The sequence below is a fragment of the Actinospineispora eucalypti genome (assembly GCF_039543365.1).
GTDB lineage: Bacteria > Actinomycetota > Actinomycetes > Mycobacteriales > Pseudonocardiaceae > Pseudonocardia > Pseudonocardia eucalypti.
In genome coordinates this window covers 131,580-157,069 of record NZ_BAABJP010000007.1, presented here as the reverse complement: position 1 = coordinate 157,069, position 25,490 = coordinate 131,580, and the positions used below count along the sequence as shown (strand labels likewise).

At 71.8% G+C, this 25,490-nt stretch carries 26 protein-coding genes; 9 read left to right on the top strand and 17 right to left on the bottom strand.

From position 1 onward, the window contains the following. Nucleotides 1-145 precede the first annotated feature (145 nt). From ABEB12_RS08265 to ABEB12_RS08250, 4 genes are all read left to right on the top strand, one after another. Nucleotides 146-1,489, top strand: coding sequence for a type I glutamate--ammonia ligase (locus ABEB12_RS08265; protein ID WP_185064719.1), 1,344 nt, complete (start codon nucleotides 146-148; stop codon nucleotides 1,487-1,489). Nucleotides 1,490-1,499: 10 nt separating this feature from the next. Further along, nucleotides 1,500-2,264, top strand: coding sequence for a 3-oxoacyl-ACP reductase (locus ABEB12_RS08260; RefSeq protein WP_185064319.1), 765 nt, complete (start codon nucleotides 1,500-1,502; stop codon nucleotides 2,262-2,264). Then, nucleotides 2,261-2,992, top strand: coding sequence for a gamma-glutamyl-gamma-aminobutyrate hydrolase family protein (locus ABEB12_RS08255; RefSeq protein ID WP_185064318.1), 732 nt, complete (start codon nucleotides 2,261-2,263; stop codon nucleotides 2,990-2,992). Before ABEB12_RS08260 ends, ABEB12_RS08255 begins: the two co-directional genes overlap by 4 nt. 67 nt (nucleotides 2,993-3,059) lie before the next feature. Beyond that, nucleotides 3,060-4,037, top strand: a complete 978-nt coding sequence (locus tag ABEB12_RS08250) for a hypothetical protein (protein WP_185064317.1) — start codon at nucleotides 3,060-3,062, stop codon at nucleotides 4,035-4,037. A 234-nt stretch (nucleotides 4,038-4,271) separates the two neighbouring features. Here ABEB12_RS08250 and ABEB12_RS08245 read toward each other — a convergent pair whose 3' ends face one another. Genes ABEB12_RS08245 through ABEB12_RS08220 form a run of 6 tightly spaced genes read right to left on the bottom strand, consistent with a single transcriptional unit; the run spans nucleotide 4,272 to nucleotide 10,140 of the window. Then, on the bottom strand, nucleotides 4,272-5,201 hold the full coding sequence (locus ABEB12_RS08245) for a cation diffusion facilitator family transporter (protein WP_185064316.1): 930 nt from the start codon (nucleotides 5,199-5,201) through the stop codon (nucleotides 4,272-4,274). Nucleotides 5,202-5,257: 56 nt separating this feature from the next. Continuing rightward, nucleotides 5,258-6,499, bottom strand: coding sequence for a mannose-6-phosphate isomerase, class I (gene manA, locus ABEB12_RS08240; protein WP_185064315.1), 1,242 nt, complete (start codon nucleotides 6,497-6,499; stop codon nucleotides 5,258-5,260). A gap of 59 nt (nucleotides 6,500-6,558) precedes the next feature. After that, complete coding sequence (locus ABEB12_RS08235; protein WP_425572227.1) at nucleotides 6,559-7,695, bottom strand: hypothetical protein; 1,137 nt, start codon at nucleotides 7,693-7,695, stop codon at nucleotides 6,559-6,561. Further along, entirely contained in the window at nucleotides 7,692-7,904 is a 213-nt protein-coding gene (locus ABEB12_RS08230; protein WP_185064314.1) for a Trm112 family protein, read from the bottom strand. The genes ABEB12_RS08235 and ABEB12_RS08230 overlap by 4 nt, the downstream gene beginning before the upstream one ends. A 19-nt stretch (nucleotides 7,905-7,923) precedes the next feature. Next, entirely contained in the window at nucleotides 7,924-9,273 is a 1,350-nt protein-coding gene (locus ABEB12_RS08225; RefSeq protein ID WP_185064313.1) for a phosphomannomutase/phosphoglucomutase, read from the bottom strand. Nucleotides 9,274-9,282: 9 nt separating this feature from the next. Continuing rightward, a complete protein-coding gene (locus tag ABEB12_RS08220) occupies nucleotides 9,283-10,140 on the bottom strand; it encodes an alpha/beta fold hydrolase (RefSeq protein ID WP_185064312.1) in 858 nt (285 codons plus the stop codon). Nucleotides 10,141-10,202: 62 nt separating this feature from the next. Between ABEB12_RS08220 and ABEB12_RS08215 the strand changes: the two genes are divergently transcribed. Further along, nucleotides 10,203-10,787 (top strand): TetR family transcriptional regulator, encoded by a 585-nt coding sequence (locus tag ABEB12_RS08215; RefSeq protein ID WP_185064311.1) that lies wholly within the window; start codon nucleotides 10,203-10,205, stop codon nucleotides 10,785-10,787. A gap of 87 nt (nucleotides 10,788-10,874) precedes the next feature. Here the strand turns inward: ABEB12_RS08215 and ABEB12_RS08210 are convergent, their stop codons facing one another. Then, entirely contained in the window at nucleotides 10,875-11,213 is a 339-nt protein-coding gene (locus tag ABEB12_RS08210) for a DUF3499 family protein (RefSeq protein WP_185064310.1), read from the bottom strand. A 58-nt stretch (nucleotides 11,214-11,271) separates the two neighbouring features. On the opposite strand from ABEB12_RS08210, the gene ABEB12_RS08205 reads away from it, so the two are divergent. Beyond that, nucleotides 11,272-11,754 (top strand): metallopeptidase family protein, encoded by a 483-nt coding sequence (locus tag ABEB12_RS08205; protein WP_345702664.1) that lies wholly within the window; start codon nucleotides 11,272-11,274, stop codon nucleotides 11,752-11,754. An 80-nt stretch (nucleotides 11,755-11,834) separates the two neighbouring features. Here the strand turns inward: ABEB12_RS08205 and ABEB12_RS08200 are convergent, their stop codons facing one another. Then, nucleotides 11,835-12,095, bottom strand: coding sequence for a WhiB family transcriptional regulator (locus ABEB12_RS08200; protein WP_185064716.1), 261 nt, complete (start codon nucleotides 12,093-12,095; stop codon nucleotides 11,835-11,837). A gap of 338 nt (nucleotides 12,096-12,433) precedes the next feature. Between ABEB12_RS08200 and ABEB12_RS08195 the strand changes: the two genes are divergently transcribed. Next, nucleotides 12,434-13,165 carry a zinc metalloprotease gene (locus ABEB12_RS08195; protein WP_185064309.1) on the top strand — a complete coding sequence of 244 codons (732 nt, stop codon included), beginning with the start codon at nucleotides 12,434-12,436 and terminating at the stop codon, nucleotides 13,163-13,165. Nucleotides 13,166-13,315: 150 nt separating this feature from the next. Here the strand turns inward: ABEB12_RS08195 and ABEB12_RS08190 are convergent, their stop codons facing one another. The 9 genes from ABEB12_RS08190 to rfbB form a co-directional block, all read right to left on the bottom strand. Next, complete coding sequence (locus ABEB12_RS08190; protein ID WP_185064308.1) at nucleotides 13,316-14,677, bottom strand: coenzyme F420-0:L-glutamate ligase; 1,362 nt, start codon at nucleotides 14,675-14,677, stop codon at nucleotides 13,316-13,318. Then, nucleotides 14,670-15,653: a 2-phospho-L-lactate transferase gene (gene cofD, locus ABEB12_RS08185; protein WP_185064307.1), complete on the bottom strand. Its 984-nt coding sequence runs from the start codon at nucleotides 15,651-15,653 to the stop codon at nucleotides 14,670-14,672. Before cofD ends, ABEB12_RS08190 begins: the two co-directional genes overlap by 8 nt. Before the next feature lie 215 nt (nucleotides 15,654-15,868). After that, a complete protein-coding gene (locus tag ABEB12_RS08180) occupies nucleotides 15,869-16,780 on the bottom strand; it encodes a DNA glycosylase family protein (RefSeq protein ID WP_185064715.1) in 912 nt (303 codons plus the stop codon). 5 nt (nucleotides 16,781-16,785) lie between these two features. Then, nucleotides 16,786-17,856 (bottom strand): mannose-1-phosphate guanylyltransferase, encoded by a 1,071-nt coding sequence (manB, locus tag ABEB12_RS08175; RefSeq protein ID WP_185064714.1) that lies wholly within the window; start codon nucleotides 17,854-17,856, stop codon nucleotides 16,786-16,788. Nucleotides 17,857-18,082: 226 nt separating this feature from the next. Next, a complete protein-coding gene (locus ABEB12_RS08170; protein ID WP_185064306.1) occupies nucleotides 18,083-18,958 on the bottom strand; it encodes a glycosyltransferase in 876 nt (291 codons plus the stop codon). 27 nt (nucleotides 18,959-18,985) lie between these two features. Further along, nucleotides 18,986-19,825 carry a tetratricopeptide repeat protein gene (locus tag ABEB12_RS08165; RefSeq protein WP_185064305.1) on the bottom strand — a complete coding sequence of 280 codons (840 nt, stop codon included), beginning with the start codon at nucleotides 19,823-19,825 and terminating at the stop codon, nucleotides 18,986-18,988. A gap of 111 nt (nucleotides 19,826-19,936) precedes the next feature. Continuing rightward, nucleotides 19,937-20,122 carry a hypothetical protein gene (locus tag ABEB12_RS08160; RefSeq protein ID WP_185064304.1) on the bottom strand — a complete coding sequence of 62 codons (186 nt, stop codon included), beginning with the start codon at nucleotides 20,120-20,122 and terminating at the stop codon, nucleotides 19,937-19,939. Nucleotides 20,123-20,254: 132 nt separating this feature from the next. Continuing rightward, nucleotides 20,255-21,139, bottom strand: coding sequence for a dTDP-4-dehydrorhamnose reductase (gene rfbD, locus ABEB12_RS08155; RefSeq protein ID WP_345702662.1), 885 nt, complete (start codon nucleotides 21,137-21,139; stop codon nucleotides 20,255-20,257). Continuing rightward, nucleotides 21,136-22,140, bottom strand: coding sequence for a dTDP-glucose 4,6-dehydratase (gene rfbB, locus ABEB12_RS08150; RefSeq protein WP_185064303.1), 1,005 nt, complete (start codon nucleotides 22,138-22,140; stop codon nucleotides 21,136-21,138). Before rfbB ends, rfbD begins: the two co-directional genes overlap by 4 nt. A gap of 142 nt (nucleotides 22,141-22,282) precedes the next feature. Between rfbB and ABEB12_RS08145 the strand changes: the two genes are divergently transcribed. Next, a complete protein-coding gene (locus tag ABEB12_RS08145; RefSeq protein ID WP_345702729.1) occupies nucleotides 22,283-23,692 on the top strand; it encodes an LCP family protein in 1,410 nt (469 codons plus the stop codon). A 310-nt stretch (nucleotides 23,693-24,002) separates the two neighbouring features. Further along, nucleotides 24,003-25,463 (top strand): carotenoid oxygenase family protein, encoded by a 1,461-nt coding sequence (locus ABEB12_RS08140; protein ID WP_185064301.1) that lies wholly within the window; start codon nucleotides 24,003-24,005, stop codon nucleotides 25,461-25,463. The last annotated feature ends 27 nt before the right edge of the window (nucleotides 25,464-25,490 follow it).

Below are 25,490 nucleotides of genomic sequence, written 5' to 3'. Positions count from 1 at the left end.
AGCACTGTTGAGCAGAACTTAAGGCCCGCGGTAGCCACCTTCCAATCGTCGGCGGTTCACCTGCGCGCCGCGACAGGGCAATATCAGTGACCTCAACGGACCTCGAGGCCAGCTGGACGGTGACGCCGTGCGCGAACACGTAGGAATGCTCACCGTCGGCGAGCTTCGCTCCGCGATCGACACCGGAAGCATCGACACCGTGCTGTTGGTGCTGGTCGACATGCAGGGGCGGTTGCAGGGCAAGCGCTGCGCGGCGCGCTACTTCCTGGAGGAAGTGCTGAAACACGGCGCGGAGGCCTGCAACTACCTGCTCGCGGTGGACGTGGACATGAACACCGTGGACGGCTACGCGATGTCCTCCTGGGAGCGCGGCTACGGGGACTTCGAGCTGGTCCCGGACCTGTCCACGCTGCGCAAGCTGCCCTGGCACCCGGGCAGCGCGCTGGTGTTCGCCGATCTGCGGCTGTCCTCCGGGGAACCGGTCGCGCCCTCGCCGAGGCAGGTCCTGCAGCGGCAGCGCGAGCGGCTGGCCGAGCGCGGCTGGCGGGCGCTGGCCGGCACCGAGCTGGAGTTCATCGTCTACCGGGACTCCTACGAGGACGCCTGGCGCGCCGACTACCGGGACCTGACGCCGGCGAACCTGTACAACGTGGACTACTCGATGCTCGGCACCGCCCGGGTGGAGCCGCTGCTGCACGCGATCCGGGCCGGCATGGCCGGCGCCGGGCTCTACGTGGAGTCGGCCAAGGGCGAGTGCAACCTGGGCCAGCACGAGATCGCGTTCCGCTACGACGAGGTGCAGGTCACAGCCGACAACCACGCGCTGTACAAGACCGGCGCCAAGGAGATCGCCGCCCAGCAGGGCTGCTCGCTGACCTTCATGGCCAAGATCGACGAGCGGGAGGGCAACTCCTGCCACATGCACGTCTCCCTGCGGGACGGCGCCGGCGAGCCGGTCATGGCGGGGCGCTACGGGGACCTCTCCCCCGCCGGCGAGCACTTCCTAGCCGGCCAGTTGGCCGCACTGCGCGAGTTCACCCTGCTGTTCGCGCCGAACATCAACTCCTACAAGCGGTTCGCGCCCGGCTCGTTCGCGCCGACCTCGGTGTCCTGGGGCGTGGACAACCGGACCTGCGCGCTCCGCCTGGTCGGTCGCGGGCCGTCGCTGCGGGTGGAGAACCGCCTGCCCGGCGGGGACGTGAACCCCTATCTCGGGCTGGCCGCGGTGATCGCCGCCGGCCTGCACGGCATCGACCACGAGCTGCCCCTGGAACCCGCGCAGACCGGCAACGCGTACACCTCGGGCGCACCGACCGTACCGACCACCATGCGCGAGGCGCTGACCCTGTGGGAGTCGTCCTCGCTGGCCAAGGAGTGCTTCGGCGAGGAGGTCGTGGAGCACTACGCCAACATGGCCCGGGTGGAGCTGGCCGCCTTCGACGCGGTGGTCACCGACTGGGAGCGGAGGCGCTGCTTCGAGCGGCTGTAGGTTGGCCGGCATGGGCAGGTTGGATGAGCGAGTTGCCGTGGTGACCGGCGCCGGCAGCGGGATCGGGCTGGCGGCCGCGCGGCGGCTCACCTCGGAGGGCGCGCGCGTGGCGTGCGTGGACATCGACCCGGGGGCGGCGAAGCGAGCGGCCGACGAGGTGGACGGGCTGGCCATCACGGCCGACGTCACCTCGCCGGAAGACGTCAAGCGGATCTACGCGAGCACCGACGAGCGCTACGGCCGGATCGACATCGCGCTGCACAACGCCGGCATCTCGCCGCCCGACGACGACTCCATCCTGACCACCGGCCTGGACGCCTGGCGCCGGGTGCAGGAGGTCAACCTGACCTCGGTCTACCTGTGCTGCCAGGCGGTGCTGCCGTACATGCAACGCGCCGGCCGGGGCTCGATCATCAACGTGGCCTCGTTCGTCGCGGTGATGGGCTCGGCCACCTCGCAGATCTCCTACACCGCCTCGAAGGGCGGCGTGCTGGCGATGTCCCGCGAGCTAGGCGTGCAGTTCGCCCGGGAGGGCATCCGGGTCAACGCGCTGTGCCCCGGCCCGGTCAACACGCCCCTGCTCACCGAGCTGTTCGCCAAGGACCCGGAGCGGGCGCAGCGGCGGCTGGTGCACGTGCCGATGGGCCGGTTCGCCGAGGCTTCCGAGATGGCCGCCGCGATCGCGTTCCTGGCCAGCGACGACGCCTCCTTCGTCACCGGCGCCGAGTTCCTGGTCGACGGCGGGATCTCCGCCGCGTACGTCACCCCGCTGTGACCCGCCCGCTGATCGGGCTGACCGCCTATCACGAGCCGGCGGCCTGGACGGTCTGGCGGGACGTCCCGTGCGCGCTGCTGCCCTGGGACTACGTCACGCGGGTGGTCGAGGCCGGCGGCGCCCCGGTGCTCCTTCCGCCGGTGCCCTCGGCGATCTCCTCGGTGGTGAGCCGGCTGGACGGCCTTCTCCTGGCCGGCGGCCCCGACATCGACCCCGAGCGGTACGGCGCCCCGCGCGCGGCCGAAACGCAACCACCCCGCCACGACCGCGACTCCGCCGAGCTGGCCGCCCTGCGCCTGGCCGAGGAACGCGGCATCCCGGTACTCGCCATCTGCCGGGGCGCCCAACTGCTCGCCGTCTCCCGGGGCGGCACGCTGCACCAGCACCTGCCCGAACACGCCCCCGCCCGCCCCGGCCACTACGACCCCTACGTGGTGAACGTGGCTCCCGGCTCGCGGCTCGCCGCCGCCCTGGGCCCGTCGGTGACCCTCTCCTGCGCCCACCACCAGGGCATCGACAAACCCGGCACCGGCCTGCAGCCGGTCGCCTGGTCCCCCGACGGCACAATCGAAGCGGTCGAGGACCCCGACGCCCCCTTCACACTCGGTATCCAGTCCCACCCCGAGACCACCCCCACCACCCTCCCCCTCTTCCAGTCCTTCATCACCGCCACCACCGCCACCACCACGGCGAGTCGGGGATCTAGGTACGGCGAGTCGGGGATCTGAGTACGGCGAGTCGGGGATGCGGGTACGGCGAGTCGGAGATCTGGGTACGCACCGCATGCCGTGAGTTATGCACATGGGGGTCGGTTGTCCACAGGCCCGCGAACCTCCGACCCACGCGGCGCCGGTTGCTGCGACCGTCGGTCACATGGAGGTTGGTTACGGGGAGCCCGGCGCATACGTACGTCGCACGTTGATCGCGCGCGTCGGCCGCCGGCGGGTCGACGCGGATCTCAGGCACGGGCGCTTGCGTCGGATCTGGGGCGGGGTGCTGATCGATTCCTCGCGTCAGCTCGACGTTCGAACCCGCGCGGTCGCGGCGTTGCTGCTCTGTGGGCCAAGCGCGGTGATCTGTGGGAAATCCGCCGCTTGGCTGCATGGATGCACAGCCGCCGACACCTCGGACACCCATGTGCTCGTCCCCTACGAGCACCCGGCCCGCACCCGGCCAGGACTCGCGGTGCACAACGGCCCGATGCCCCATGACGATCTCGTAGAGCTCGCCGGTCTACGGGTGCTCTCGGTCGAGCGAACGGTCGCCGATGTGTTGTGCACCGCCCAGCCACGGGAGGCGCTAGCGGTCACCGATCAGGCGCTGGCACTCCAGCCCGACGAAGGTCGTGAGGGGTTCCGGGCTCGGCTCGATCAGCGGCTGGCCGGCCGGGCCGACCCTCGGGGGACCAAACGTGCGGTCTGGTTGCTCGGGCTGGCGACCGGCCGGGCCGAGTCACCGCCGGAGAGTTGGCTGCTCCTGGAGGTCGTGGACCTGCGCTTTCCCATTCCCGAGGTGAACTGGCGCCTGTGCGGGCCGGACGGCCGATTGATCTACCGGCTGGACCTGGCCTGGCCAGAGCTACGGATCGTGCTTGAGTACGACGGGTACGCGGTGCACCACGGCCGAGAGGCGGAAGACCGGGCGCGAGCCGACGATCTACGGCGTAGGGGTTGGATCGTGTTGACCGCCACGAAGGAGGATCTGCGGGACAGCAGACGCCTCGAAGAAGCGCTGCGCGCGGCGTTCGCCAGCCGGGGTTACCGACGTCCCTGACCTCACGCCCGCCCTTCGTACCGAACCGGACCGACACCCCAAGCCCGACTCGCCGTACCCGGATCCCCGACTCGCCGTACCCAGATCCCCGACTCGCCGTACCCAGATCCCCGACTCGCCGTACCCGGATCCCCGACTCGCCGTACCCAGATCCCCGACTCGCCGTACCCGGATCCCCGACTCGCCGTACCCGGATCCCCGACTCGCCGTACCCAGATCCCCGACTCGCCGTACCTAGATCCCCGACTCGCGGTGGGGGGTGCGGTCTAGGTCGGGTTCGAGGTAGATGAGGCGGGCGGCGGGGACGGCGGCGCGGATGCGGCCTTCGGCATCGTCGATGGTTTGGGCCACCTGTTCCACCTGTAGGCCGGGGGTTAGGGCGATCTTGGCGGCGACCAGTAGCTCGTCGGGGCTCAGGTACTGGGTCTTGATGTGGATCATCCGCTGCACCTGGCCGGACTCCAGCGCGCCGGTGATCTTGGCCAGGGTGGCCCGGTCCGCGCCCTCGCCGATGAGCAGGCTCTTCATCTCGACGATCAGGATGGCCGCGATCACGCCCAGCAGGAGGCCGATGGCGACGGTGCCGACGCCGTCCCACACGCCGTTGCCGGTGACCACGGCCAGGGCCACGCCGAGCAGCGCGAGCACCAGGCCGACCAGCGCGCCGAAGTCCTCCAGCAGCACCACCGGCAGCTCGGGCTGGGTGGACTGGCGGATGAACCGCCACCAGCTCCGGTTGCCCTTCAGCGGCGTGGACTCCTGGATCGCGGTGCGGAAGCTGAACGCCTCCAGCACCACGGCCACGCCGAGGATCACGAAGGCGACGATCGGGGTGTCGATCGGGTGCGGGTCCAGGATCTTGTGCACGCCCTCGTACAGCGAGAACACCGCGCCGAGGCTGAACAGGAGCAGCGCCACCACGAACGAGTAGAAGTACCGGTCCCGCCCGTAGCCGAACGGGTGCGCCACCGTGGCCGCGCGCGCCGCCCGCTTCTGGCCGAGCAGCAGCAGCCCCTGGTTGGAGGTGTCCGCCACCGAGTGCACCGACTCGGCCAGCATCGAGGACGACCCGGTGACCAGGAAGCCGATGAACTTGGCCACCGCGATCCCGGCGTTGGCCAGCAGCGCGGCGACGATCGCTCGGGTACCCGAACCCGCGGACATGGTCACACTCCTACGAGGCGCTTACGTTGGGGGCGGGCGAATCCTATGCGGAACCCTCAGCGACTCTCAGCCTCGGTGCCCGCCGTGGCCAGGAACAGCTGCGCCGGCCCCTCGTGCGAGGCCGCCTTCACCTCGAAGTCCCGCGCGTCCAGCCAGATCGCCTCGCCCCGGCGCAGGCACAGTGACCGGCCCGAACCGGCGGAAACCTTGGCCGCGCCCTGGGTGCACAGCAGGATCCGCGGCCCGCAGTCGGGCAGCGAGACCACGTAGCCCTCGGTCGCGCCGGCCCAGTCCAACCGCCGCAACTGGAATTCCGAGGCCTCGGTGTCGTAGCGGGTGATCGCCCCGTCGCGCACGCCGTGCACCAGGGGCGGCGGGCCGGCGGCGAAGTTCAGCACGCGCAGCAGCTCCGGCACGTCGACGTGCTTGGGCGTCAGTCCCCCGCGCAGCACGTTGTCCGAGTTGGCCATCACCTCGATGCAGGCGCCGGACAGGTAGGCGTGCAGCACCCCGTCGCCCTGGTAGAGCGCCTCCCCCGGGGCCAGGGTGACCCGGTTGAGCAGCAGCGCGGCCAGCACGCCGGCATCGCCCGGGTAGCGCTCGGACAGCTCCAGCACGGTGCGCGTCTCGGCCCGGAACCGGGAAGCCGGGTCGCGCAGCAGCCGCACGCAGGCGTCCTGCACGGCCGGCACCAACCGGTCGAGCATCTCCTGCGGCAGGGTGATCCAGGTGGAGAACAGCGCCCGCAGCCCGTTCTCGTCCGGCTGGCCGGCCAGCAGGCCCACGTGCCCGGCCAGCTCGGGCGCGTCCAGCGCGTTCAGGAACTCCACCGTGGTGGCCGGCTCGCGGAACCCGGTGAGCGCGTGGAACTCGGTGAGCGCGCACACCAGCTCCGGCTTGTGGCTGGCGTCCTTGTAGTTGCGGCTGGCGTCGTCCAGCGGGATGCCCCGCTCGTTCTCCAGCGCGAATCCCGCCTCGGCCTGCCCCGCGCCCGGGTGGGCCTGCAGGCTCAGCGGCTCGTCGGCGGCGAGCACCTTGAGCAGGAAGGGCAGCCGGCCGCCCCAGCGCCGCGCGGTGGCCTCGCCCAACCGCCCCGCCGGGTCGTCGGCCAGCTCGCCCAGCAGCGAACGGCGGGTCCCGACCTCCGGGTCGACCAGGTAGGACGGGTCAGCCGGGTGCGCACCGAGCCACAGCTCGGCCTCGGGGTGTGCGGACGGGACCGGTCGGCTCTGCAGACCAGCGATCACCGTCCGGGAGCCCCACGCATAGCGGCGCACCGGGTTGTCCAGAAAGTCCATTGCTCTCTCAAAGTAGCTTGGCCGCGCACGCCGCGACCAATGGAGTCGCCAAGGCGTAGCTAGCCCAGGCTGTAGTTGTGACCCGCCGGGTCACGGTCCGAGCCGAGCACCGCGCCGGCCAGCCCGAGGTAGAGCGCGGCCAGGTCGAACCGGACCGCCATCAGCATCGCCCGCCGCAGCGCCGCGTGCGGGCCCCCCGGCGGAACCTCTTCCACCAGGTGCAGCACGTCCGCCGTCGGCCATTCCCGACCGGCCCGGCGCAGCACCGCGGCCGTGGGGTCGGTGTCCTCGGTGGCCAGCAGCAGCACCCTGGCCGGCGCGGGGAGCACGGTAGAACCGCCGCTGGCCTCCACCGGGTCGTCGAACGGGTCGTGGAAGATGTCCTCCTGGCGGTGTTCCGCCAGTACCCGTTGCAGCGCGCCGGCCCGGGCGGCCTGGGCCACGTCGGCGGCCTGCGCGATGATCGCCGCATGCCCGGCCAGGGTGGCCACCGCGTAGCCGGCCAGCGCCACGCCGGCCGGGTCGGTGCCCCAGAGCAGCGGGGTGTGGTCGGCCAGCCGCAGGGCCAGCGCCTTGGCCGGGTTGACGAACGGCTCGTGTGAGGGGTGGTCCCGCTCCAGCTCGCCGTCCAGTTCCCCGGCCAGTTCGTTCAGGTCGGCGCGCAGCAGGCCGAGCGCGGCCACGGTGACCAGCACGGCGGCCATGGCGCGCGGGAAGTCCAGGCCCGGCGGCACCGGGACCCGGGGCTCGAGCAGCCGGGCGGACCCGGCGCCGGCCGCCGCGATCGGCCCCTCGGCGGGCGCGGAGAGCACCACCTCGCAGCCCCGGTGGACCGCGCGGCCGACCGAGTCGGCCAGCTCCCGGTCACCGGAGTCGGAGGTGTGCGCGACCAGCACGTCCAGCGGTCCGATCCAGCTCGGCGCGGCGTCGGAGATGACCACCGGGATCGGGCACTCCGGCCCGAGCAGCGCGTTGACCAGCAGCGCGGCGTGTTCCGAGCAACCCGGCCGGCGGATCAGCACCAGGGCGCGAGGCCGGGAGCCGGCCAGCTGGCCTACCCCCGCCTCCTCGGCGGCGTGCGCGGCGGACCGCAGTTGGGCGCCGGCCGTGGCGGCGGAGCGGAGCAACCCGGAGGCGTCCGCCTCGGCCAGCGCCGCCGGATCGGCGAGCAGGCTGTCGTCCAGCACGGCGATCACTTCTCGTCCGGGGGAGCGCCGCCCGGCTCCGTCGCCTCGTCCAGCAGCAGCACCGGCACGCCGTCTACCACGGGGAAGGAACGGCCACAGGAAGTGCAGGTCAGAGCGTCCGCCCCCGGGTCGTCCGGGCTGCCGACACGCAGCGGCGCGTGATCGGGAGAAGGGCACGCGAGGATTTCCAGCAAGCGCTGATCCAGCTGCACGGCCATGGTTCTGCCCCTCTCTTCTTTACTGCCTGACCAGCGCGAGCACGTCCGCGCGCAGCGCGGCGACCGCCTCGGCGTCGGCCGCCTCCACGTTGAGCCGCAGCAACGGCTCCGTGTTGGACGGCCGCAGATTGAACCAGGCGCCGCCGGGCAGCGCCACCGTGAGCCCGTCGAGCTCGTCGGTGACCACGCCGTCCCGGCCGCCGTAGTGTCGCTTCACCGCCGACAGCGTGGCCACCGGGTCCGCCACCGTCGAGTTGATTTCGCCGGAAGCGGCGTACCGACCATAGTCGGTCATCAACTCGGACAGGGGGGCACTCCGCTCGCCGAGCGCGGCCAGCACGTGCAGCGCGGCCAGCAGGCCGGAGTCGGCCCGCCAGAAGTCCCGGAAGTAGTAGTGCGCGGAGTGCTCACCGCCGAAGATCGCGCCGGTCTCCGCCATGGTCTGCTTGATGAACGAGTGTCCGACCCGGGTGCGCACCGGGCGGCCGCCGTGCTCGGTGACGATCTCCGGAACGGCCCGCGAGGTGATCAGGTTGTGGATCACCGTCCCGCCCGGCTCGCGGGCCAGCTCGCGCACCGCGACCAGCGCGGTGATCGCGCTGGGGCTGACCGGCTGGCCCAGCTCGTCCACCACGAAGCAGCGGTCCGCGTCGCCGTCGAAGGCCAATCCAAGATCAGCACCGGCGGCCACCACTTCTTTGCACAGGTCGACCAGGTTGGCCGGGTCCAGCGGGTTGGCCTCGTGGTTGGGGAAGCTCCCGTCCAGCTCGAAGTACAGCGGAACCAGCTCCACGAACGGCTCGCGCAGCACGGCCGGCACGGTGTGCCCGGCCATGCCGTTGCCCGCGTCCACCACCACTCTGAGCCGCCGGGAGCCGCTCAGGTCCACCAGTCCGTGCAGGTAGTCGGCGTAGTCGCCGAGCAGGTCCCGCTCGGTGACCGTGCCACGCCGGCCCGTCTCGGGAAGCCCACGCTCGGCGTCCGCGCGGATCTGGCGCAGCTCCTCGGCGACCGGCACCGCACCGGCCCGGCAGAGCTTGAACCCGTTGTACGCGGCCGGGTTGTGGCTGGCGGTGACCATCGCCCCCGGCGCGTCCAGCCGGCCGGCGGCGAAGTAGAGCAGGTCGGTGCTGGCCAGCCCGATGTCGATCACGTCGAGGCCCTGCCCGGTGACGCCTTCGGCGAACGCCGAGGCCAGCTCGGGCGAGCTGACCCGCATGTCCCGGCCGACCGCGACCCGGGTCGCCTCGCCGGCCACCAGCGAAGCGAACGCCGCGCCGAGCCGAGCGGCAGTGTCCGGGGTCAGTGCGTCGCCCACAACACCGCGAATGTCGTACGCCTTGACGATCCCGGACAGGTCACGCGCCACCAGGAGAGCCTATATGTTGGCGGCCCGGCTCGACGGCTGGCCGATGAACTCGGCGATCAGCCGAGCCAGCTGGTCCGGCTGGTCGACGGGTACGAAGGCGCCCGCGCCCGGCACCCGGACCAGCCGCGCGTCCGGCCATTCGGCGGCCAGCCGTTCGGCGTAGCTGATGGGGAAGAACCGGTCGGCGTCGCCCCAGGCGAGCAGGATGGGCCGGCCGAACCGCCGCAGCTCCTCGGCCGCGGCCAGCGTGTACCGGGTGTGGATGCCCCGCAGCACCTTGCCGAGGTCGCGGCGCGCGCCGGCATCGGCGAGCACCGGTCCGGCCCAGTCCCTCAGCCGCTCGTGGTCCAGCTTCCGCTGGGCCAGCAGGCCGAAGCCGAGCGGCGAGGCGAGCACCGACGGCCAGCGGAACACCTGGCTGAGCACCCGCACCGCGCCGGGCACGTGCGCGATCCACTGCATCGGGCGGAACGCCGGCGGCAGGAAGTTGTCGTGGGTGTCGCAGTTGGTGAGCACCAGCCGGGCCAGCCGCTCGCCGTGCTTGGTCGCCGCCACCTGGCACATCGCGCCGCCGGTGTCGTTGCCGACCAGGGTGACCTCGCGCAGGTCCAGCGCGGCGATGAAGTCGGAGATCAGCCGGCCGATGCCGGGCGGGGTGAGGTCCGCGTCCGGGCGCATCGCCTCGGGATGCGAGCCCAGCGGCAGCGCGGGGACGACCACGCGCGCGCCGGTCGCGGCCAGTGCGGGCACCACGTCGCGCCACAGCGACCCGTTCACCAGCAGCCCGTGCACCAGCACCACCACCGGCCCGGAGCCACCGGTGTCCGTGTAGTGCAGCCGGCCCTGGCCCAGCTCGACCGTCTCCATCCGCCCGCCCCTTTCGTACAAACAGTCTGTATCTGAAGTTTCTACGCTAACATACAGCTTGTATGTCTATTCGGGAAGAGCGGGCCGAGGCGACCCGCACACAGCTGATCGACGCCGCCGCCGGGCTGTTCGCCGAGCACGGGTACGCGGGCGTGGGCACCGAGGACGTGGTGCGCGCGGCCGGGCTCACCCGGGGCGCGCTCTACCACCACTTCGCGGACAAGCGCGCCCTTTTCGAGGCCGTGCACGAGCGACAGGAGGAGCAACTGGTCGCCGCGATCGGACGGCGGATGGCCGAGGCGCGCGGCGACGCCGACCCGCTGGTCGTCGGCATGCGGGCGTTCCTGGACGCGTGCACCGAACCGGCCCTGCTGCGCATCGCCCTGCTGGACGCGCCGACCGTGCTCGGCTGGCGGCGCTGGCGGGAGATCGACGAGCAGTACGGCCTGGGCCTGATCATGGCCGCGCTCGAGGCGGCGATGGCCTCCGGCGCACTGCGCCGCCAAGACCCCCGCCCGCTGGCCCACCTGGTGCTGGCCGCGCTCGGCGAGGCCGCCCAGCTGATCGCGCACGCCGACGACCCGGCCCACGCCCGCACCGAAGTGGAGCCCGCGCTGCTCAGCCTGCTGAGCGGGCTGGGAGCGTAAGCCGGGCTCGCGCTCGGCCGGCGCCTTCGGCGCTAGTCATTCCCGCACGCGCCTAACTGGGCGCGCGCTCGGCCAGCGCCTTCGGCGCTAGTCCTCGTGGCTCCGGAGCACCCGCAGGTGGCGGGGGCCGCCGGCCACCGGGGTCGGGTCGCCGTGCACCGCACGACCGGCCTCCCGGACCGCCTCGGCCAGGGCGGTCAGCTCGTCCGGCGGCACCGCCGGTAACTCCCCCTCGTAACGCACCACGTCCCACCCGCGCGGCACGGTGAGCCGGCTGGCATGCGCGGCACACAGGTCGTACGAGTGCGGCTCGTGTTGGGTCGCGAGCGGCCCGACCACCGCGGTGGACTCGGCATAGACATAGGTCAGTGTCGCCACCGCGTGCTCGGTGCAACCGCTCCGTGAACAGCTCCGCACACTCCGCACCGGGTGACCTTATCTCCTGTCACACACCGGGCCCCGCAGCGACGCGTACCCTCACCGCGTGAGGTCTGTACGGAGGGGGCCGAAGAGCCACCCGTCGCATCGGGATCGCCGCGGGCGTGGCCTGCGCGGCCTGCGCTACCCGGTCACCGCGCCGGTGTTCAAGAACCGGGCGCAGCGGTTCGATGACCTGGTGCTGGAGGCGCTGGAACCGATCGAGGCGCGCTGGGGCAGCGAGCTCACCGAGCTGGACCTCGCGGTGGACCTGGTGCCGGAGATCGAACACACCGATCCGGACGCGGCCAGTTGGCCGCCGGAGGTGGTCGAAGATTTCGGGGTGCCGCTGGCGCAGCTGGTACCGGCCGGCGTGGACCGGCGGGGCCTGCCCACCCGGGCGCGCATCGTGCTCTACCGGCGCCCCCTGGAGGCGCGCTCGCGAGACGGCATAGACCTGGTCGACCTGCTGCACGAGGTGCTCATCGAGCAGATCGCGTGTTACCTGGGCGTGGAGCCAGGCTCGTTGGAGGGCGGCGACAAGCCATAGCCTGCCGCCCCTCGAGGTAGGACCTGCCCCGGCTGAACCGTTCTCGAGCGGCGTCTGCCGGGCCGCCGCTCGAGAACCACTCAGACGGCTCGTTTCTTCAGCTTGCGCCTCTCCCGTTCGGACAGACCACCCCAGATGCCGAAGCGCTCATCGTTCGCCAGCGCGTACTCCAGGCACTCCGAGCGCACCTCGCAACCGCTGCAGATCCGCTTCGCCTCCCGGGTCGAGCCACCCTTCTCCGGGAAGAACGCCTCCGGATCCGTCTCCGCACACAACGCCCGGTCCTGCCACTCCGGCGCCTCGTCCTCGCCGAGAGTCTCCAGTGCGTCGAACGCCTCCAACGTCGACCACGAGTCGGTTCGCCCGGAGCCGCCCCCGTCATCCTGCTCGCTACGGCCTGCCGCCCCGACGATCACATTCACCTGCCCATCTTCCGCATCAGTCATCTCACGTCGCTCCTCCCCCTGGAGCCTTCTTCCGTCCGTGAATCCCCCGCCACCGGACCGTTCAGCCGGGTTCAGCGCGGCCGTCGAATGACACCGGTGTGATTACACCGGGGGGATTCTAATAGGTCAAGCCGACGGCGCCGAATTCGGAGGGCAATTCGCCCGGTTGATGGCACTATCGGCAGACTGTGGGGGTGCTCGGATCATCCAGCAGGCTTCGTAGGCACGCTCCGGTGAGCCCCATCTTTCTCCTCCTCATCGCGATCACGGTGGGTGGTGGGGCGCTCTGCGCCCGGGGCGACGGCCCGCTGGCCACCCTCGGGGTGATGCTGGTGGTGCTCGGCGGGTGGGCGGTCTCACTGTGCCTGCACGAGTTCGGACACGCGTTCGTGGCCTTCCGGGGCGGCGACACCTCGGTGCAGAACCGGGGGTACCTCACCCTGGACATCCGCCGCTACCTCAACCCGATGCTGTCCTTCGTGCTGCCGGTGATCTTTCTCTTGATCGGCTTCGTGCCGCTGCCCGGCGGAGCGGTGTGGATCAACGACTGGGCGATCCGGTCGCGGTTCGCCCGGAGCATGGTTTCCCTGGCAGGACCCTTGATCAATTTGCTGCTCGGGGTTGTGCTGATCGTGACGATCGGCTCACTGGAGGCCTCCGGGCTACTGCTGCCGGCGCTCGCCTGCCTCGCCATGATCCAAGTGATGGCCTTCGTGCTGAACATCCTGCCGGTGCCCGGACTGGACGGATTCGGCGTCATCGAGCCCTACCTGTCGGCACGCAGCCGGGAGCTGGCGGACAAGGTCCGGCCGTGGGCGCCGCTGGCCTTCTTCGCCCTCCTGCTGGCGCTCGCTCCGCTCCGAAACCTGTTGTTCGCGGCCGGCGCCGGAGGCTTCGGGGCGCTCGGCGGCGACCTCAGGCTGGCGCTGCACGGCTACTCTGAGTTCACCACCTGGCTGTCCTAAAAGTCTCACCCTCAAGTTGATCGTTTGAAATGAGAACGAGACAACTGCGTATTTCTACCTACATTTCACATAAAGGACGGAAACGCAGGTGCCGTTATACCCTTGACGGGGTTACCGCGCGTTGTCGATCACGGTTACGGATCGAGTCGATCACCACTCGAGTAGTGCCGCCGTAGGGTCGGGCAACTCCCTCGATTGAGGCAGCTCGGCCGGATGTCCCACCGCCACCGCGCCCAGCGGGCGCCATCCGGTAGGCACGCCCAGCACCTCGTGCACCTCGGCGGCGGCGAAGATGGTCGACCCCACCCAGCACGATCCGAGCCCCTCCGCCGCGAGCGCGACCAACAGGCCCTGCACCGCCGCGCCGCCCGCCACGGTGAACATGGTGTCCTCGGCTTCCGTGCGGGCGGCGTCCGGGTAGGGCTGCGCGCCGTCCGCCACCAGGAACGGAATCAGCAGCTCAGGGGCCTTTCGCAGGATGTCGCCCTTGGCCACGCGGCGGTCGATCTCGTCCTTGCCGCGACCGTCGGAGGCCAGGTCACGGCGCCAGCGGTCGGCCATCGCGTCCAGCAGCTCGGTGCGCTTGCGGGGATCGCGCGGCCAGCCGAACCGGAACGGCCGGGTGTGGTGCGGCGCCGGCGCGGTGAGCGCGGCGGCCACCGCGCGCCGGATCGCCTTGGGGTCCACGGCTTCGCCGCTGAACGCGCGCACCGACCGGCGGGCCGGCACCGCTTCCCGCCGGCCCTGGGCCAGCGCATCGTCGGTACCCAGGCGAAACATGTCATCGGCCGGGTTGCGGACCAGGTTGGCGACTGTCGACCCGTCCTCCTTGGCGGTGAGTCCGCGCACCACCGCCACCGGGACGCCACCGAGCTTGCCCTTGACCAGATCGGCGGCCGCCGCGACCTCGTCGACCAGAGCCACCTCGGTCACCCTGAGTTCATTCCCAGCGGTATCGACCATGCCCTGATAGGAGTGCAGCACCGGCAACCCGGCCGACCCGATCGCCACGTCGGTCTGTCCCACCCGCCACGGCCGGCCCATCGTGTCGGTGATCACCACGGCGACCGTTTTGTTCGTCCGCTCGTACAGCGCGGCCCGCAGCCGGGCCGCGCTCGCGTCCGGGTCGACCGGCAGCAGGGCCAGCTCGTGCCGGTGCACGTTGGACGCGTCGACGCCGGCGTTGGCCTGGACGAGGCCGATCTTGTTGGCCACCACGAGGACCCGGCCCCGGCGGGCCACCACCCGCTCGGTCTCCTCGTCCACCAGCTCGCGCAGGCGCGCGTCCTTCTCGGCGGGGTCCTCCGGCACCGCGACCAGCCGGCCCTCCACCTTGGAAACGATCTTGCTCGTCACCACGACGACGTCGCCGTCCCGGAGGTCGCCGATGGCCGCCGCGATCGGGCCGGCCAGATCGTCACCGGGCCGGAACTCGGGCAGTCCTTGGACGGCGCGCAGCTCGATCCGGGGTACGGCGTGGTCTTCGCAGTGGTCGGCGTTGTGCTCAGGCACCGGCCACCCCGGCGATCTCCAGGGCGTGCCGGACCATCTTCGCCGTGGCCTCGGTGTCGGTCATCAGCAGCGGCACCGCGCGCACCGCCACGCCGGGCACGACCGCGCTGTCGGTCTCGTGGATCAGCCAACCGTCCAGCAGGCCGTCCCCGGCCGCGGCGCCGCGCGCGCCGTAGTGCCGGCCGACCGCCTCCGCCGTGGTGTCCACGCCGATCGCGGCCAGGCAGACGTCGGCCATGCCGCGCAGCGGGCGGTCACCGACGATCGGCGACACGCCGATCGTGGGCGCCCCGCCGGTCCGGATCGCCGCGCGGATTCCGGGCACGGCCAGGATGGCGCCGACGCTGACCACCGGGTTGGACGGCGCGAGCAGCACCACGTCCGCCTCCGCCAGCGCCTTCAGCACGCCGGGGGCCGGTTTGGCCTCCTCCGCCCCGACCGAGGCGAACCGGTGCGGCTTCGGGTCGGCCCGGTAACGCACCCACCACTCCTGGAAGTGGATCGCCCGTTGCGCGTTGTTCTCCGGGTCGTCGACCACCACGTGGGTCTCCACCCGGTCGTCGCTGGCCGGCAGCAGCCGCACCCCGGGCTGCCAGCGCGCACACAGCGCCTCGGTGACCGCCGACAGCGGGTATCCCGCGCGCAGCATCCGGGACCGGATCAGGTGCGTCGCCACGTCCCGGTCACCGAGGCCGAACCAGGTCGGCTCGGCGCCGTACGCCTTGAGCTCCTCGCCGACCCGCCACGTCTCGTCGGCCCGCCCCCAGCCACGCTCGGGGTCGATGCCGCCGCCCAGTGTGTACATGCAGGTGTCCAGGTCCGGGCAGATCCGCAGGCCGTGCAGCCACACGTCGTCCCCGACGTTCACCAACGCCGTGACCTGGTGTTCCGTGTTGCCCGGCAGGCCGAGCGCGGCCTTCACCCCGAGCAGGAACCGCGCACCGCCGACGCCACCCACGAGCGCCACAACCCTCATGGCAACCCACCCTACGTCCCCCGCGAGTCGGGGATTCGTGCACGGTGAGTCGGGGATATGAGTACGGCGGGGCGCGGCGGTTTGCGCACGGCGAGTCGGGGATCTGGGTACGGCGGGGCGCGGCGGTTTGCCCGGCACGGGCCTGGTTCGGTGGGCTGGGAGCGTCAACTCAGCGTGCTGAGTACGCCGACTCGCCGGGGTGAGGGGCGTGCGGGTCAGATTGCGCGGTAGTCCTTGGCGGCGTAGCGGGGGCCGAAGCGAGGGCGGGAGAACCCGGACGCCTCGACGTAGCGGACCGCTCGCTGGCGCTGTGGCGCGTATGGGGCCAGCACGGCGAGCATGCCGGCATCGTCCAGCGGCCGGCCGACCAGCGCCCAGCCGACCACCGACGGGATGTGGAAGTCGCCGACGCTGACCGCGTCCGGGTCCCCCCAAGCCCGCTGCGCCACCTCGGCAGCCGTCCACACACCGATCCCCGGCACCCGGCGCAGAAGCTCGCGGCCGCCCGAACCGCCCAGCGTGACCGCGCGCTCCAACCGGTGCGCAACGGCCGCCGCGGCCAGCAGCGCCCGGCGGCGGGCGGAGTCCACGCCCGCGCGGTGCCACTCCCAGTCCGGGATTGCCCGCACCGCGTCCGGGGTGGGCGGCACGCGCAGGCCCATCTCCCCCGCCGGCCCCGGTGCGGGCGTGCCGAAGCGCCGGCACAGCTCGCGGAACGAGCGCCGCGCCTCCACCCCGGTGACCTTCTGCTCCAGCACCGCGGGCAGCAACACATCCCACACCCGTCCACTGGTGCCCAGCCGCAACCCGGGCATCCGCCGCCGCGCCTCGGCGACCAGCGGGTGATGCGCGACGAACCCCGAGTCGTCGTCGTGCGCGCCGAGCAACGCCGGCAGGCCGTCCAGCATGATCTGGGCACCCGGTCCCCACGCGGTTGCGTGCACCGTGCCGTCCGAGGACCGGCGCAGCGCCATCGTGGCGGGCCCGCCCTCGGTGGTGGCGGCGCGCCAGCAGGTACCGGCCGGTGGGTCGAAGCGCAGTGTCGGGTCACCCTTGCCCCGCCGCAGCGGGGCCAGCAACCCGGCCAGATCCAGCGGGTAGTCCGGCTGCCACGTCCGCTCCGGCACGGCGGTCACGCGTCCGACGAGAACCGCACGCCGCCCGCCGGCAGGCGCACCCGGGGCCAGACCCGCACGCCGTCGCGCAGCTCGCAGCGCTCCCCCACCACCGCGCCGTCACCGATCACCGCGCCGTGCACCGACGCTCCGGCAGCCACCGTCGCGCCGGAGCCGAGCACCGAGTGCCGCACATCCGCTCCCTCGCCGACCGTCGCGCCGTCGAACAGGAGTGCGCCGTCCAACCGTGCGCCCGCCCCGACCACCGCGCCGACCCCGACGGTGCTGCCGCCGGTCACCACGGCGTCCTCGGCGACCTTGGCCTCGGCACAGAGCAGCGCCTCGCCACATGGCCCGGGCAACGCCGCCGACGGGGCCAACCCTCGTACCAGATCGGCCGACCCCTGCACCAGGTCCAAGGGGGTACCCATGTCCCGCCAGTAGGCGGCGTCCACGTGCGCCTGGACCCGGGCGTCAGCGGCGAGCAGCCCGGGGAACGTCTCGCGCTCGACCGACACCGGCCGCCCGTCCGGAATCGTGTCGATCACCGAGCGGCGGAACACGTAGCAGCCGGCATTGATCTGGTCGGTCGGCGGCTCATTGGTCTTCTCGAGGAACGCGAGCACCCGGCCGGTCTCGTCGGTGGGGACGCAGCCGAACGCCCGGGGGTCCGGCACCCGCACCAGGTGCAGGGTCACGTCCGCGGCACCGACCCGGTGGGTGTCCACCACCGAGGTCAGATCGGTGCCGGCCAGCACGTCGCCGTTGAACACCAGCACGTGCTCGGCGCGCAGGTAGGGCGCGACGTTGCGGATGCCGCCCCCGGTGCCCAGCGGTTCGGCCTCCACCACGTAGTCGATCTCGAGCCCGAACTCGGACCCGTCACCGAAGTAGCTGCTGAACGTCTCGGCCAGGTAGGACGTGCCGAGCACCACGTGCCGCACGCCGGCCGCGCGGATGCGGGACAGCAGGTGAGCCAGGAAGGGCACGCCAGCGGTGGGCAACATGGGCTTGGCGGCGGACAGGGTCAGCGGGCGCAACCGGGTGCCCTTACCACCGACCAGCACGACGGCATCCACATCGGACATGCTCACCCTCGTACGTTATCCAGCGGCCGCACGCTCCGGGCACACGGACCCGGGCACGTGCCGGGCGTCCACCTCGCTCGCCGTACCCGAATCCCCGACTCGCCGTACCCGAATCCCCGACTCGCCGTACCCGAATCCCCGACTCGCCGTACCCGAATCCCCGACTCGCCGTACCCGAATCCCCGACTCGCCGTACCTGAATCCCCGACTCGCCGGGGGTGGGGGGTTAGCGGGTGGCTCGGCGGACGGCGAGGGAGGCTCGGACGCCCAGGCCGGCCTTGAGGGTCAGGCGCAGGGGGAGCCAGACCGGGCCGGGGTAGTGGTCGGCCAGGTAGCGGTAGGCGCTGTGGTGGTGCTCGGCGACCATCCGGGCGGACACTCCGACGTTCGCCGACGTGGCCCGCGCGCCGAGGTGGGTGATCTCCGCCGCCGGGACGTACCGGTTGCGCCATCCGGCCTTGGTCAGCCGTTCGCACAGGTCGACGTCCTCGAAGTACATGAAGTACCGGGTGTCGAACCCGTTCACCGAGTCCATCGCCTCGCGGCGCAGCAGCAGGCAGGAACCGGACAGCCACTCGGCGTCGCGTTCCTCGATCGCCGACTCGGACTGCCGGTAGGCCCGGGTCCACGGGTTGCCCGGCCACACCGTGCCGAACACCGCGTGCCCGGCGCCACGCACCAGCGAGGGCAGCAGCCGGGCGGACGGGTACACCGAGCCGTCGGACTCCCGGATGAGCGGGCCGAGCGCACCGGCGCGCGGGGTGCGCTCACCGGCCGCGAGCAGCTCGTCGAGCGAACCGGGCCGCCAGACCACGTCCGGGTTGGCCACCACCACCCAGCCGATGTCCTGGCCGAGCTCGGCGACACCCCGATTGGCGGCACTGCCGTAACCGATGTTGTCGCCCACCCGCACGAGGGCCACGCGTTCGCGCTCGGCGACGGCACGCTCCGGGGAGCCGTCGGTAGAGCCGTTGTCAACTAACACCACACGGTAGGGACGAGTCGTGGCCTCTTCGAGCGAGTCGAGGAAGGCCGCCAAATCGTCGCCCGGGGAGTAGGTGACCGCCACCACCGCGATGCCGTCGCCGTAGGACTGCGCCATGGTGCGAATGTTAGAGGGAACCTCCTGCTAGTCGTCCTGCGGGTCACCATCCAGTTCCTCGAGCGCCTCGGCGGCCGCCGAACTGCCCCAGTGGGCGGCGTGTTCCAGGTAGGCGCGGGCCTCGTCCGGACGCCCCATCTCGGCCAGGAACCGCCCGAAAGCCAGCGCCCAACCCGGCTCCTGCTCCCGCTCGGCCGCCTCCAGCTCCCGCTCGGCCGCCGCCAGGTCTGCCCGGGCCTCCTGCAGGAACAGCGAGTACTCGATGTGCCCCCGGTAGGCGCCGAGCTCGGCGGCCCGCCGGTAGAGCTTCTCCGCGTCGTCGTAGCGACGGGTGGCCGCATGGACGAAGGCCAGCCCGAGCAGCGTGCTCGGGCGGCGCTCGTCGGCCCACTGCTCGGCGGCGCGGGCCGCGACGCGCGGGTCGGGCGAGCGTTCCCACAGCACGGCCACCAGGTTGGCCGGGGCCAGCTCGTCGCCCGCCTCGGCGGCCCGCTGGAGCATCTTTTCCGCCTCGGCCAACCGGCCCCGGTGCCGCAGGAACACGCCGAAGGTGTTCAGCGCGGACTCGTCGCCGGCGTTCACCGCCGCCCGGTAGGCCTCCTCGGCCCGGTCGGTGTCGCCGATGCCGGCCAGCGCGTCGCCCAGGGTGAGTGCCAGGTCGGTGCGGCCGGCCTCCACCCTCGGAACGAGCAGCTCGACCGCTTCGTGCCGGTAGCCCCGGTCCAGGTATGCCCGGGCGAGCAGCGCCACCCCCGAGGGCTCCCGCGCGGCGACCGCGCGCCGCAGCACCACGATCGCCTCGTCGTGCCGGTCCTCCGCATCGTCGAGCAGCTGCTGACCCTGTGCGCTCAACGGTTCTTCATCCACGTCAGCCATTGTGGCCCCACCCACCGACAAGTTATATCGCTGGTCGCCGATGATGCTCAGAAAGCGGCGGAGCCGTGATCCGACAGGAACCCACGGGAGCGGCGGATTCTGCTAGGAGCGGCTCCTCGCGCCGACCGGCGACCTCTCCGGCGCGACGTTACTGGTGTCGACATTGCTGGCGTCCTCGGTCGGCACACCGGCCTCGGTGGACTCCCGGTGCCGGCGAATCACCCGGTCCAGCCGGGCCTCCAACCGCTTGCTCTCCCGACACGCCTGCGTCCCCAACCAGAGGGCCACCACCGCCACCAGTACTAGCGGTACCCATTCCAGACCCACGTCATGGCCAACGACGGTGAACGCACGTCGGTGTGCGACGAACGCACCATCACTCGCACGGAGTAGAAGATCGCGAGGCCGAACGCAAGCACCTCAGCCCTCCGGCGTGTCGAGGGACGAGCGGTCCGCCGCGAACGCCGAACGGAGCGCGTCCCGCCAGTGCGGCAACGGCCGCAGACCGGCGGCGGCCCAGGACGAGCCGGACAACACGGAATACGCGGGCCGGGGCGCCGGGCGGGGAAACACGGACGAGTCGCAGGGCCGCACCCGCTCCGGGTCCGCGCCCACCTCCTCGAACACCGCCCGGGCCAGCTCGTACCAGCTCGCCTGGCCACCGGCCGCGCAGTGATAAGTCCCGTAGGGCGCCCCCGAACCGGCCAGCTCGACCAGCCCGCGCGCCAGGTCGGCCGCCCACGTGGGGCTACCGACCTGGTCGTTCACCACGTCCAGCGTCTCGCGCCGGTGGCGCAGCCCGGCGATGGTCTTGACGAAGTTCCCCCCGGTGGCGCCGTACAGCCAGGCGGCACGCACCACGTAGTGCGCGTCCAGGCCGGCGCGCACGGCCCGCTCCCCGGCCAGCTTGCCCGCCCCGTAGGCCGTGCGCGGCTCGACCGGGTCGTCCACCTCGTAGGGCCGGTCGGCCTGGTCCCCGGCGAACACGTAGTCGGTGGAAACGTGCACCAGCGTGGCGTCCACTTCGGCGCATGCGGCGGCCAGCCGGGCCGGGGCCAGCGCGTTCACCTCGCGCGCCCCGCTCGGGTCGGCCTCGGCGCCGTCCACGTCGGTCCACGCGGCCGCGTTGAGCACCACCCGGCGGCCGCCCGCGCGAGAGGCCCAGTCGCGCACCCACTCGGCCAGCGAGGGCGCGGTCAGGTCCAGCTCGTCGCGCCCGGGCGCGGTGAGGTCGGCGTCGCGCAGCAGCGCCGCCAGCTCGCTGCCCAGCTGCCCGCGCGCGCCGGTGACCAGCCAGCGGGTCACGCGGGGCCCGCCACCGCTACGCGCGCCTTGAGCGGCTCCCACCAGTCCCGGCGTTCGGCGTACCAGGCCACGGTGGCCGCGATCCCCTCGGCGAAGGACACCCTCGGCGCGTAACCCAGCTCGGTCGCGATCTTCGTGTGGTCCACCGAGTAGCGCCGGTCGTGGCCAAGCCGGTCGGCCACCGGCTCGACCATGGACCAGTCGTTGCCGGTCGCCTCGAGCAGGATCCGGGTCAGCTCGCGGTTGGTCAGCTCGGTGCCGCCGCCGATGTTGTAGATCTCCCCCGGCCGGCCCCGCTCGGCCACCAGCGCGATGCCCTGGCAGTGGTCGTCCACGTGCAGCCAGTCCCGCACGTTCAGCCCGTCGCCGTAGAGCGGCACCTTCCGGCCGTCCAGCAGGTTGCTCACGAACAGCGGGATGACCTTCTCCGGGAACTGGTAAGGCCCGTAGTTGTTGGAGCAACGGGTGATGCACACCGGAAGCCCGTGGGTGCGGTGGTACGCCCGGGCCAGCAGGTCCGACCCGGCCTTGGCGGCCGAGTACGGGGAGTTGGGCTCCAGCACGTGGTCCTCCGTCCAGGACCCGGAGGCGATGGAGCCGTAGACCTCGTCGGTGGACACGTGCACGAACTTGCCCACCCCGTGCTCCAGCGCCGCCTGCAGCAGGATCTGCGTGCCGGCCACATTGGTGGAGACGAAGTCGGCCGCGCCGGTGATCGACCGGTCCACGTGCGACTCGGCGGCGAAGTGCACCACCAGGTCCATTCCGGGCATCAATGAGTTCACCAGCTCGGCGTCCCGGATGTCCCCGTGCACGAACCGGTAGCCGGGCGCGTGCGCCACCTCGGCCAGGTTGGTTTCCGATCCCGCGTACGTCAGAAGGTCCAGCACAGTGACCTCGACGGCCGCGTCGTCGGCGTAACTCGGGGAGCCACCACCTAGAATGCGGCGGACGTAGTGCGAGCCGATGAAGCCGGCACCGCCGGTGACCATCATGCGCATGCCCGGAGTCTGGCATGGCATGCTTCGGCCCTTGGCAATCGAGTCATTGGAGTTGAACACGCGCGTGGACCCGCGGCCACATTCGACCGCCTCGGCAAGCCGACGCATCGGCCTGCGCGTGGTAGTGGCCCTGTTGTCCACGATGGTGCTGGCCACCACCGGCATCGGCTGGCGCTTCTACACCGACCTGACCGGCGGCATCAACACCAGTGACGTGATCTCGCTGGACGGGGGCGAGAGCAAGCCCTCCGGCACCGACGTGAACGTGCTGCTGGTCGGCGTGGACAGCCGCACCGACGCGCAGGGCCGCCCGCTGTCCAAGCAGGTGCTCGCCCAGCTGCGCAGCGGCGCCGAGGACGGCGTGCTCAACTCCGACACGATCATCCTGCTGCACGTGCCGGCGGACGGCGGCAAGGCGACCGCGATCTCCGTCCCCCGGGACAGCTACGTGGACATCCCGGGCCACGGCAAGGGGAAGATCAACTCGGCGTACCCGATGGCCACCCTCAAGGAGGCCGGGAAGCTGCGCAACGAGGGACTGTCCGAGCTCGAAGTGGAGAAGAAGAGCCGCGACGCCGGCCGGGCGCTGCTGGTCAAGACCGTGGAAAAGCTGACCGACCAGCACATCGACCACTTCGCCGAGGTCAACCTGCTCGGCTTCTTCCAGCTCACCAACGCCATCGGCGGCGTGCCGGTGTGCTTGAAGAACCCGGTCAACGAGTGGCGCTCCGGCGCCAAGTTCCCCGCCGGCCCGCAGACCATCTCCGGCGGCGCGGCGCTGGCCTTCGTGCGGCAGCGCTACGAGCTGCCGCAGTCCGACTTCAGCCGGATCCGCCGCCAGCAGGTGTTCCTCGCCTCGGTGGCGCACAAGATCCTCTCCGCCGGCACGCTGACCAGCCCCAGCAAGCTGCAGGGCCTGATCGACACGGCCAAGGAGTCGGTGGTGCTCGACCCGCGGCTGAACATCCTGGACTTCGCCCGGCAGGCGTCCAACCTGGCCGGCGGGAACCTGGAGTTCGTCACCATCCCCACCGCCGGCGCCGACAACAACTCCTCCGGCGACGTGGTGGTGGTGGACACCGACGACGTCCAGAAGTTCGTGAAGGAGAAGATCCAGGCCACCGGCACCGCCGCGCCGCCGCCGGCCGCCAAGCCGGACCCCAGCCAGGTCACCGTGGACGTGCGCAACGGCACCGGGCGCAGCGGCCTGGCCGCCCAGGTGGCCCGCAAGCTGGACGACCACGGCTACCAGCAGGGCAAGCTGGACAACATCGACGACCCGCCGAAGGCGTCCACCGTGCACTACGCGCCGGGCCACTCCGAGCAGGCGAAGGCGCTGGCCGACGTGCTCGGCGGGATCAACACCGAGGAGGACAGCGCGCTCACCGGAGACACCACCCGGGTGTACCTGGCCTCGGACTTCTCGGTCACCGACATCACCTCCCCCAGTGAGGACGACCGTTCCTCGTCGTCCTCGCGGCACCGCTCGTCCGCGCCGGCCGCGCCACCCGCGCCGCCGATCACCGCCGACGGCGTCCCCTGCATCGACTGACCACTCCCCCGGTTCGCGCCGCTCCTGTCGCCACGCCCCGGGGACCGCCAACTTCCATGATCACCATGACCTGACGGCCGTTCCGGCGGTCTCCCGGTGGCCACCAGGTCATGGTGATCATGAAATGCTCGCCGAGCGCACGGGGTGATCGCCAACTGTGGCGGTTCAGCCTCGATTTGCGACGCTCAACCGCCACGAACAGCGATCACCCCATCCTCGGTGATCACCCCGGCGAGAGGCCCTTGCGGATTCATTGGTAACAGCGTTACAGTTAATCGAAACGCCGTTACCGACGAAGCCGGAGAAGGCCATGAGCAACACCTACCTGGAAGGCGCGCTCGCCCCCGTGCGGGAGGAGCTCACCATCACCGACCTGCCGGTGACCGGCAGCATCCCCGAATACCTGGACGGCCGTTACCTGCGCAACGGGCCGAACCCGGTGTCCGAGGTGGATCCCGCCGTCTACCACTGGTTCCTGGGCGACGGCATGGTGCACGGCGTGCGCCTGCGGGACGGGCGCGCGGAGTGGTACCGCAACCGCTTCGTGCGCAGCGCACACGTGGCCAAGGTGCTCGGCGAGCCGGAGCCCAACTACCGGCGGACCGCGCCGCTCACCGCGTTGAGCGCCAACACCAACGTGATCGGGCACGCCGGCCGCACCCTGGCCATCGTGGAAGGCGGCGTGGCCAGCTACGAGCTGACCGACGAGCTGGACACCGTCGGCCCGTGCGACTTCGACGGCACGCTGCCCGGCGGTTACACCGCGCACCCCAAGCGCGACCCGGAGACCGGCGAGCTGCACGCCGTGTCCTACTTCTTCGGCTGGGGCAACAAGGTGCAGTACTCGGTGATCGACACCAATGGCCGCTGCCGGCGCACGGTGGACATCCCGGTCACCGGCAGCCCGATGATGCACGACTTCTCGCTCACCGAGAACCACGTGGTCTTCTACGACCTGCCCGTGGTCTTCGACGCCGCCCAGGCGGTGGCCGACGCGCCGATGCCCGGCCCGCTGCGCACCCCGGCCAAGCTGGTGATGTCCGCACTGATCGGCAAGGTGCGGGTGCCCGACCCGATCACCGCGAGCCTGGACCGCTCACTGCCCAGCGGTGGCCGCATGCCGTACAAGTGGGACCCCCGCTACCCCGCCCGCGTCGGTGTCATGCCGCGCGAGGGCACCGCCGCCGACCTGCGCTGGTACGACGTCGCGCCGTGCTACGTGTTCCACCCGATGAACGCCTACGACAACCCGGACGGCTCCATCGTGCTGGACGTGGCCCGGCACCCCAAGATGTTCGCCACCGACTTCAACGGCCCCAACGAGGGCCCGCCCACCCTGGACCGCTGGACCATCGACCCCACCTCCGGCAAGGTCCGCGAGGAGCGGCTGGACGACCACGGCCAGGAGTTCCCCCGGGTGGACGAGCGGCGGGTCGGCCGCCGGCACCGGTACGGCTACGCGGTGCAGGTGCTGCCGGACACCGGGGCGGCGGGCTCGGCGACGCTGCTCAAGCACGACCTCTCGCAGGGCCGGCTGGCCAGCCACTCGTTCGGGCCGAACACCCGGATCGGCGAGTTCGTCATGGTGCCCGCCCACCCCGACGCCGCCGAGGACGAAGGCGTGCTGCTCGGCTTCGTCTACGACCTGGCCACCGACCGCAGCGACCTGGCCATCCTGGACGCCCAGACCATGGAGGCGGTCGCCAGCATCCACCTGCCCGCCCGGGTCCCCGCCGGCTTCCACGGCAACTGGGTCCCCACCGCGTCCTGACCCACCCGCCCCAAACCGTGATTCAGT

Excerpts from the sequence above, each read along its gene's own strand:
- ABEB12_RS08265 (WP_185064719.1), top strand. The coding sequence starts at position 146 with ATGCTCACCGTCGGCGAGCTTCGCTCCGCGATCGACACCGGAAGCATC.
- ABEB12_RS08260 (WP_185064319.1), top strand. The coding sequence starts at position 1,500 with ATGGGCAGGTTGGATGAGCGAGTTGCCGTGGTGACCGGCGCCGGCAGC.
- ABEB12_RS08250 (WP_185064317.1), top strand. The coding sequence starts at position 3,060 with ATGCACATGGGGGTCGGTTGTCCACAGGCCCGCGAACCTCCGACCCAC.
- ABEB12_RS08245 (WP_185064316.1), bottom strand. The coding sequence starts at position 5,201 with ATGTCCGCGGGTTCGGGTACCCGAGCGATCGTCGCCGCGCTGCTGGCC.
- manA (WP_185064315.1), bottom strand. The coding sequence starts at position 6,499 with ATGGACTTTCTGGACAACCCGGTGCGCCGCTATGCGTGGGGCTCCCGG.
- ABEB12_RS08230 (WP_185064314.1), bottom strand. The coding sequence starts at position 7,904 with ATGGCCGTGCAGCTGGATCAGCGCTTGCTGGAAATCCTCGCGTGCCCT.
- ABEB12_RS08220 (WP_185064312.1), bottom strand. The coding sequence starts at position 10,140 with ATGGAGACGGTCGAGCTGGGCCAGGGCCGGCTGCACTACACGGACACC.
- ABEB12_RS08215 (WP_185064311.1), top strand. The coding sequence starts at position 10,203 with ATGTCTATTCGGGAAGAGCGGGCCGAGGCGACCCGCACACAGCTGATC.
- cofD (WP_185064307.1), bottom strand. The coding sequence starts at position 15,653 with ATGAGGGTTGTGGCGCTCGTGGGTGGCGTCGGCGGTGCGCGGTTCCTG.
- manB (WP_185064714.1), bottom strand. The coding sequence starts at position 17,856 with ATGTCCGATGTGGATGCCGTCGTGCTGGTCGGTGGTAAGGGCACCCGG.
- ABEB12_RS08170 (WP_185064306.1), bottom strand. The coding sequence starts at position 18,958 with ATGGCGCAGTCCTACGGCGACGGCATCGCGGTGGTGGCGGTCACCTAC.
- rfbB (WP_185064303.1), bottom strand. The coding sequence starts at position 22,140 with ATGCGCATGATGGTCACCGGCGGTGCCGGCTTCATCGGCTCGCACTAC.
- ABEB12_RS08145 (WP_345702729.1), top strand. The coding sequence starts at position 22,283 with ATGGTGCTGGCCACCACCGGCATCGGCTGGCGCTTCTACACCGACCTG.
- ABEB12_RS08140 (WP_185064301.1), top strand. The coding sequence starts at position 24,003 with ATGAGCAACACCTACCTGGAAGGCGCGCTCGCCCCCGTGCGGGAGGAG.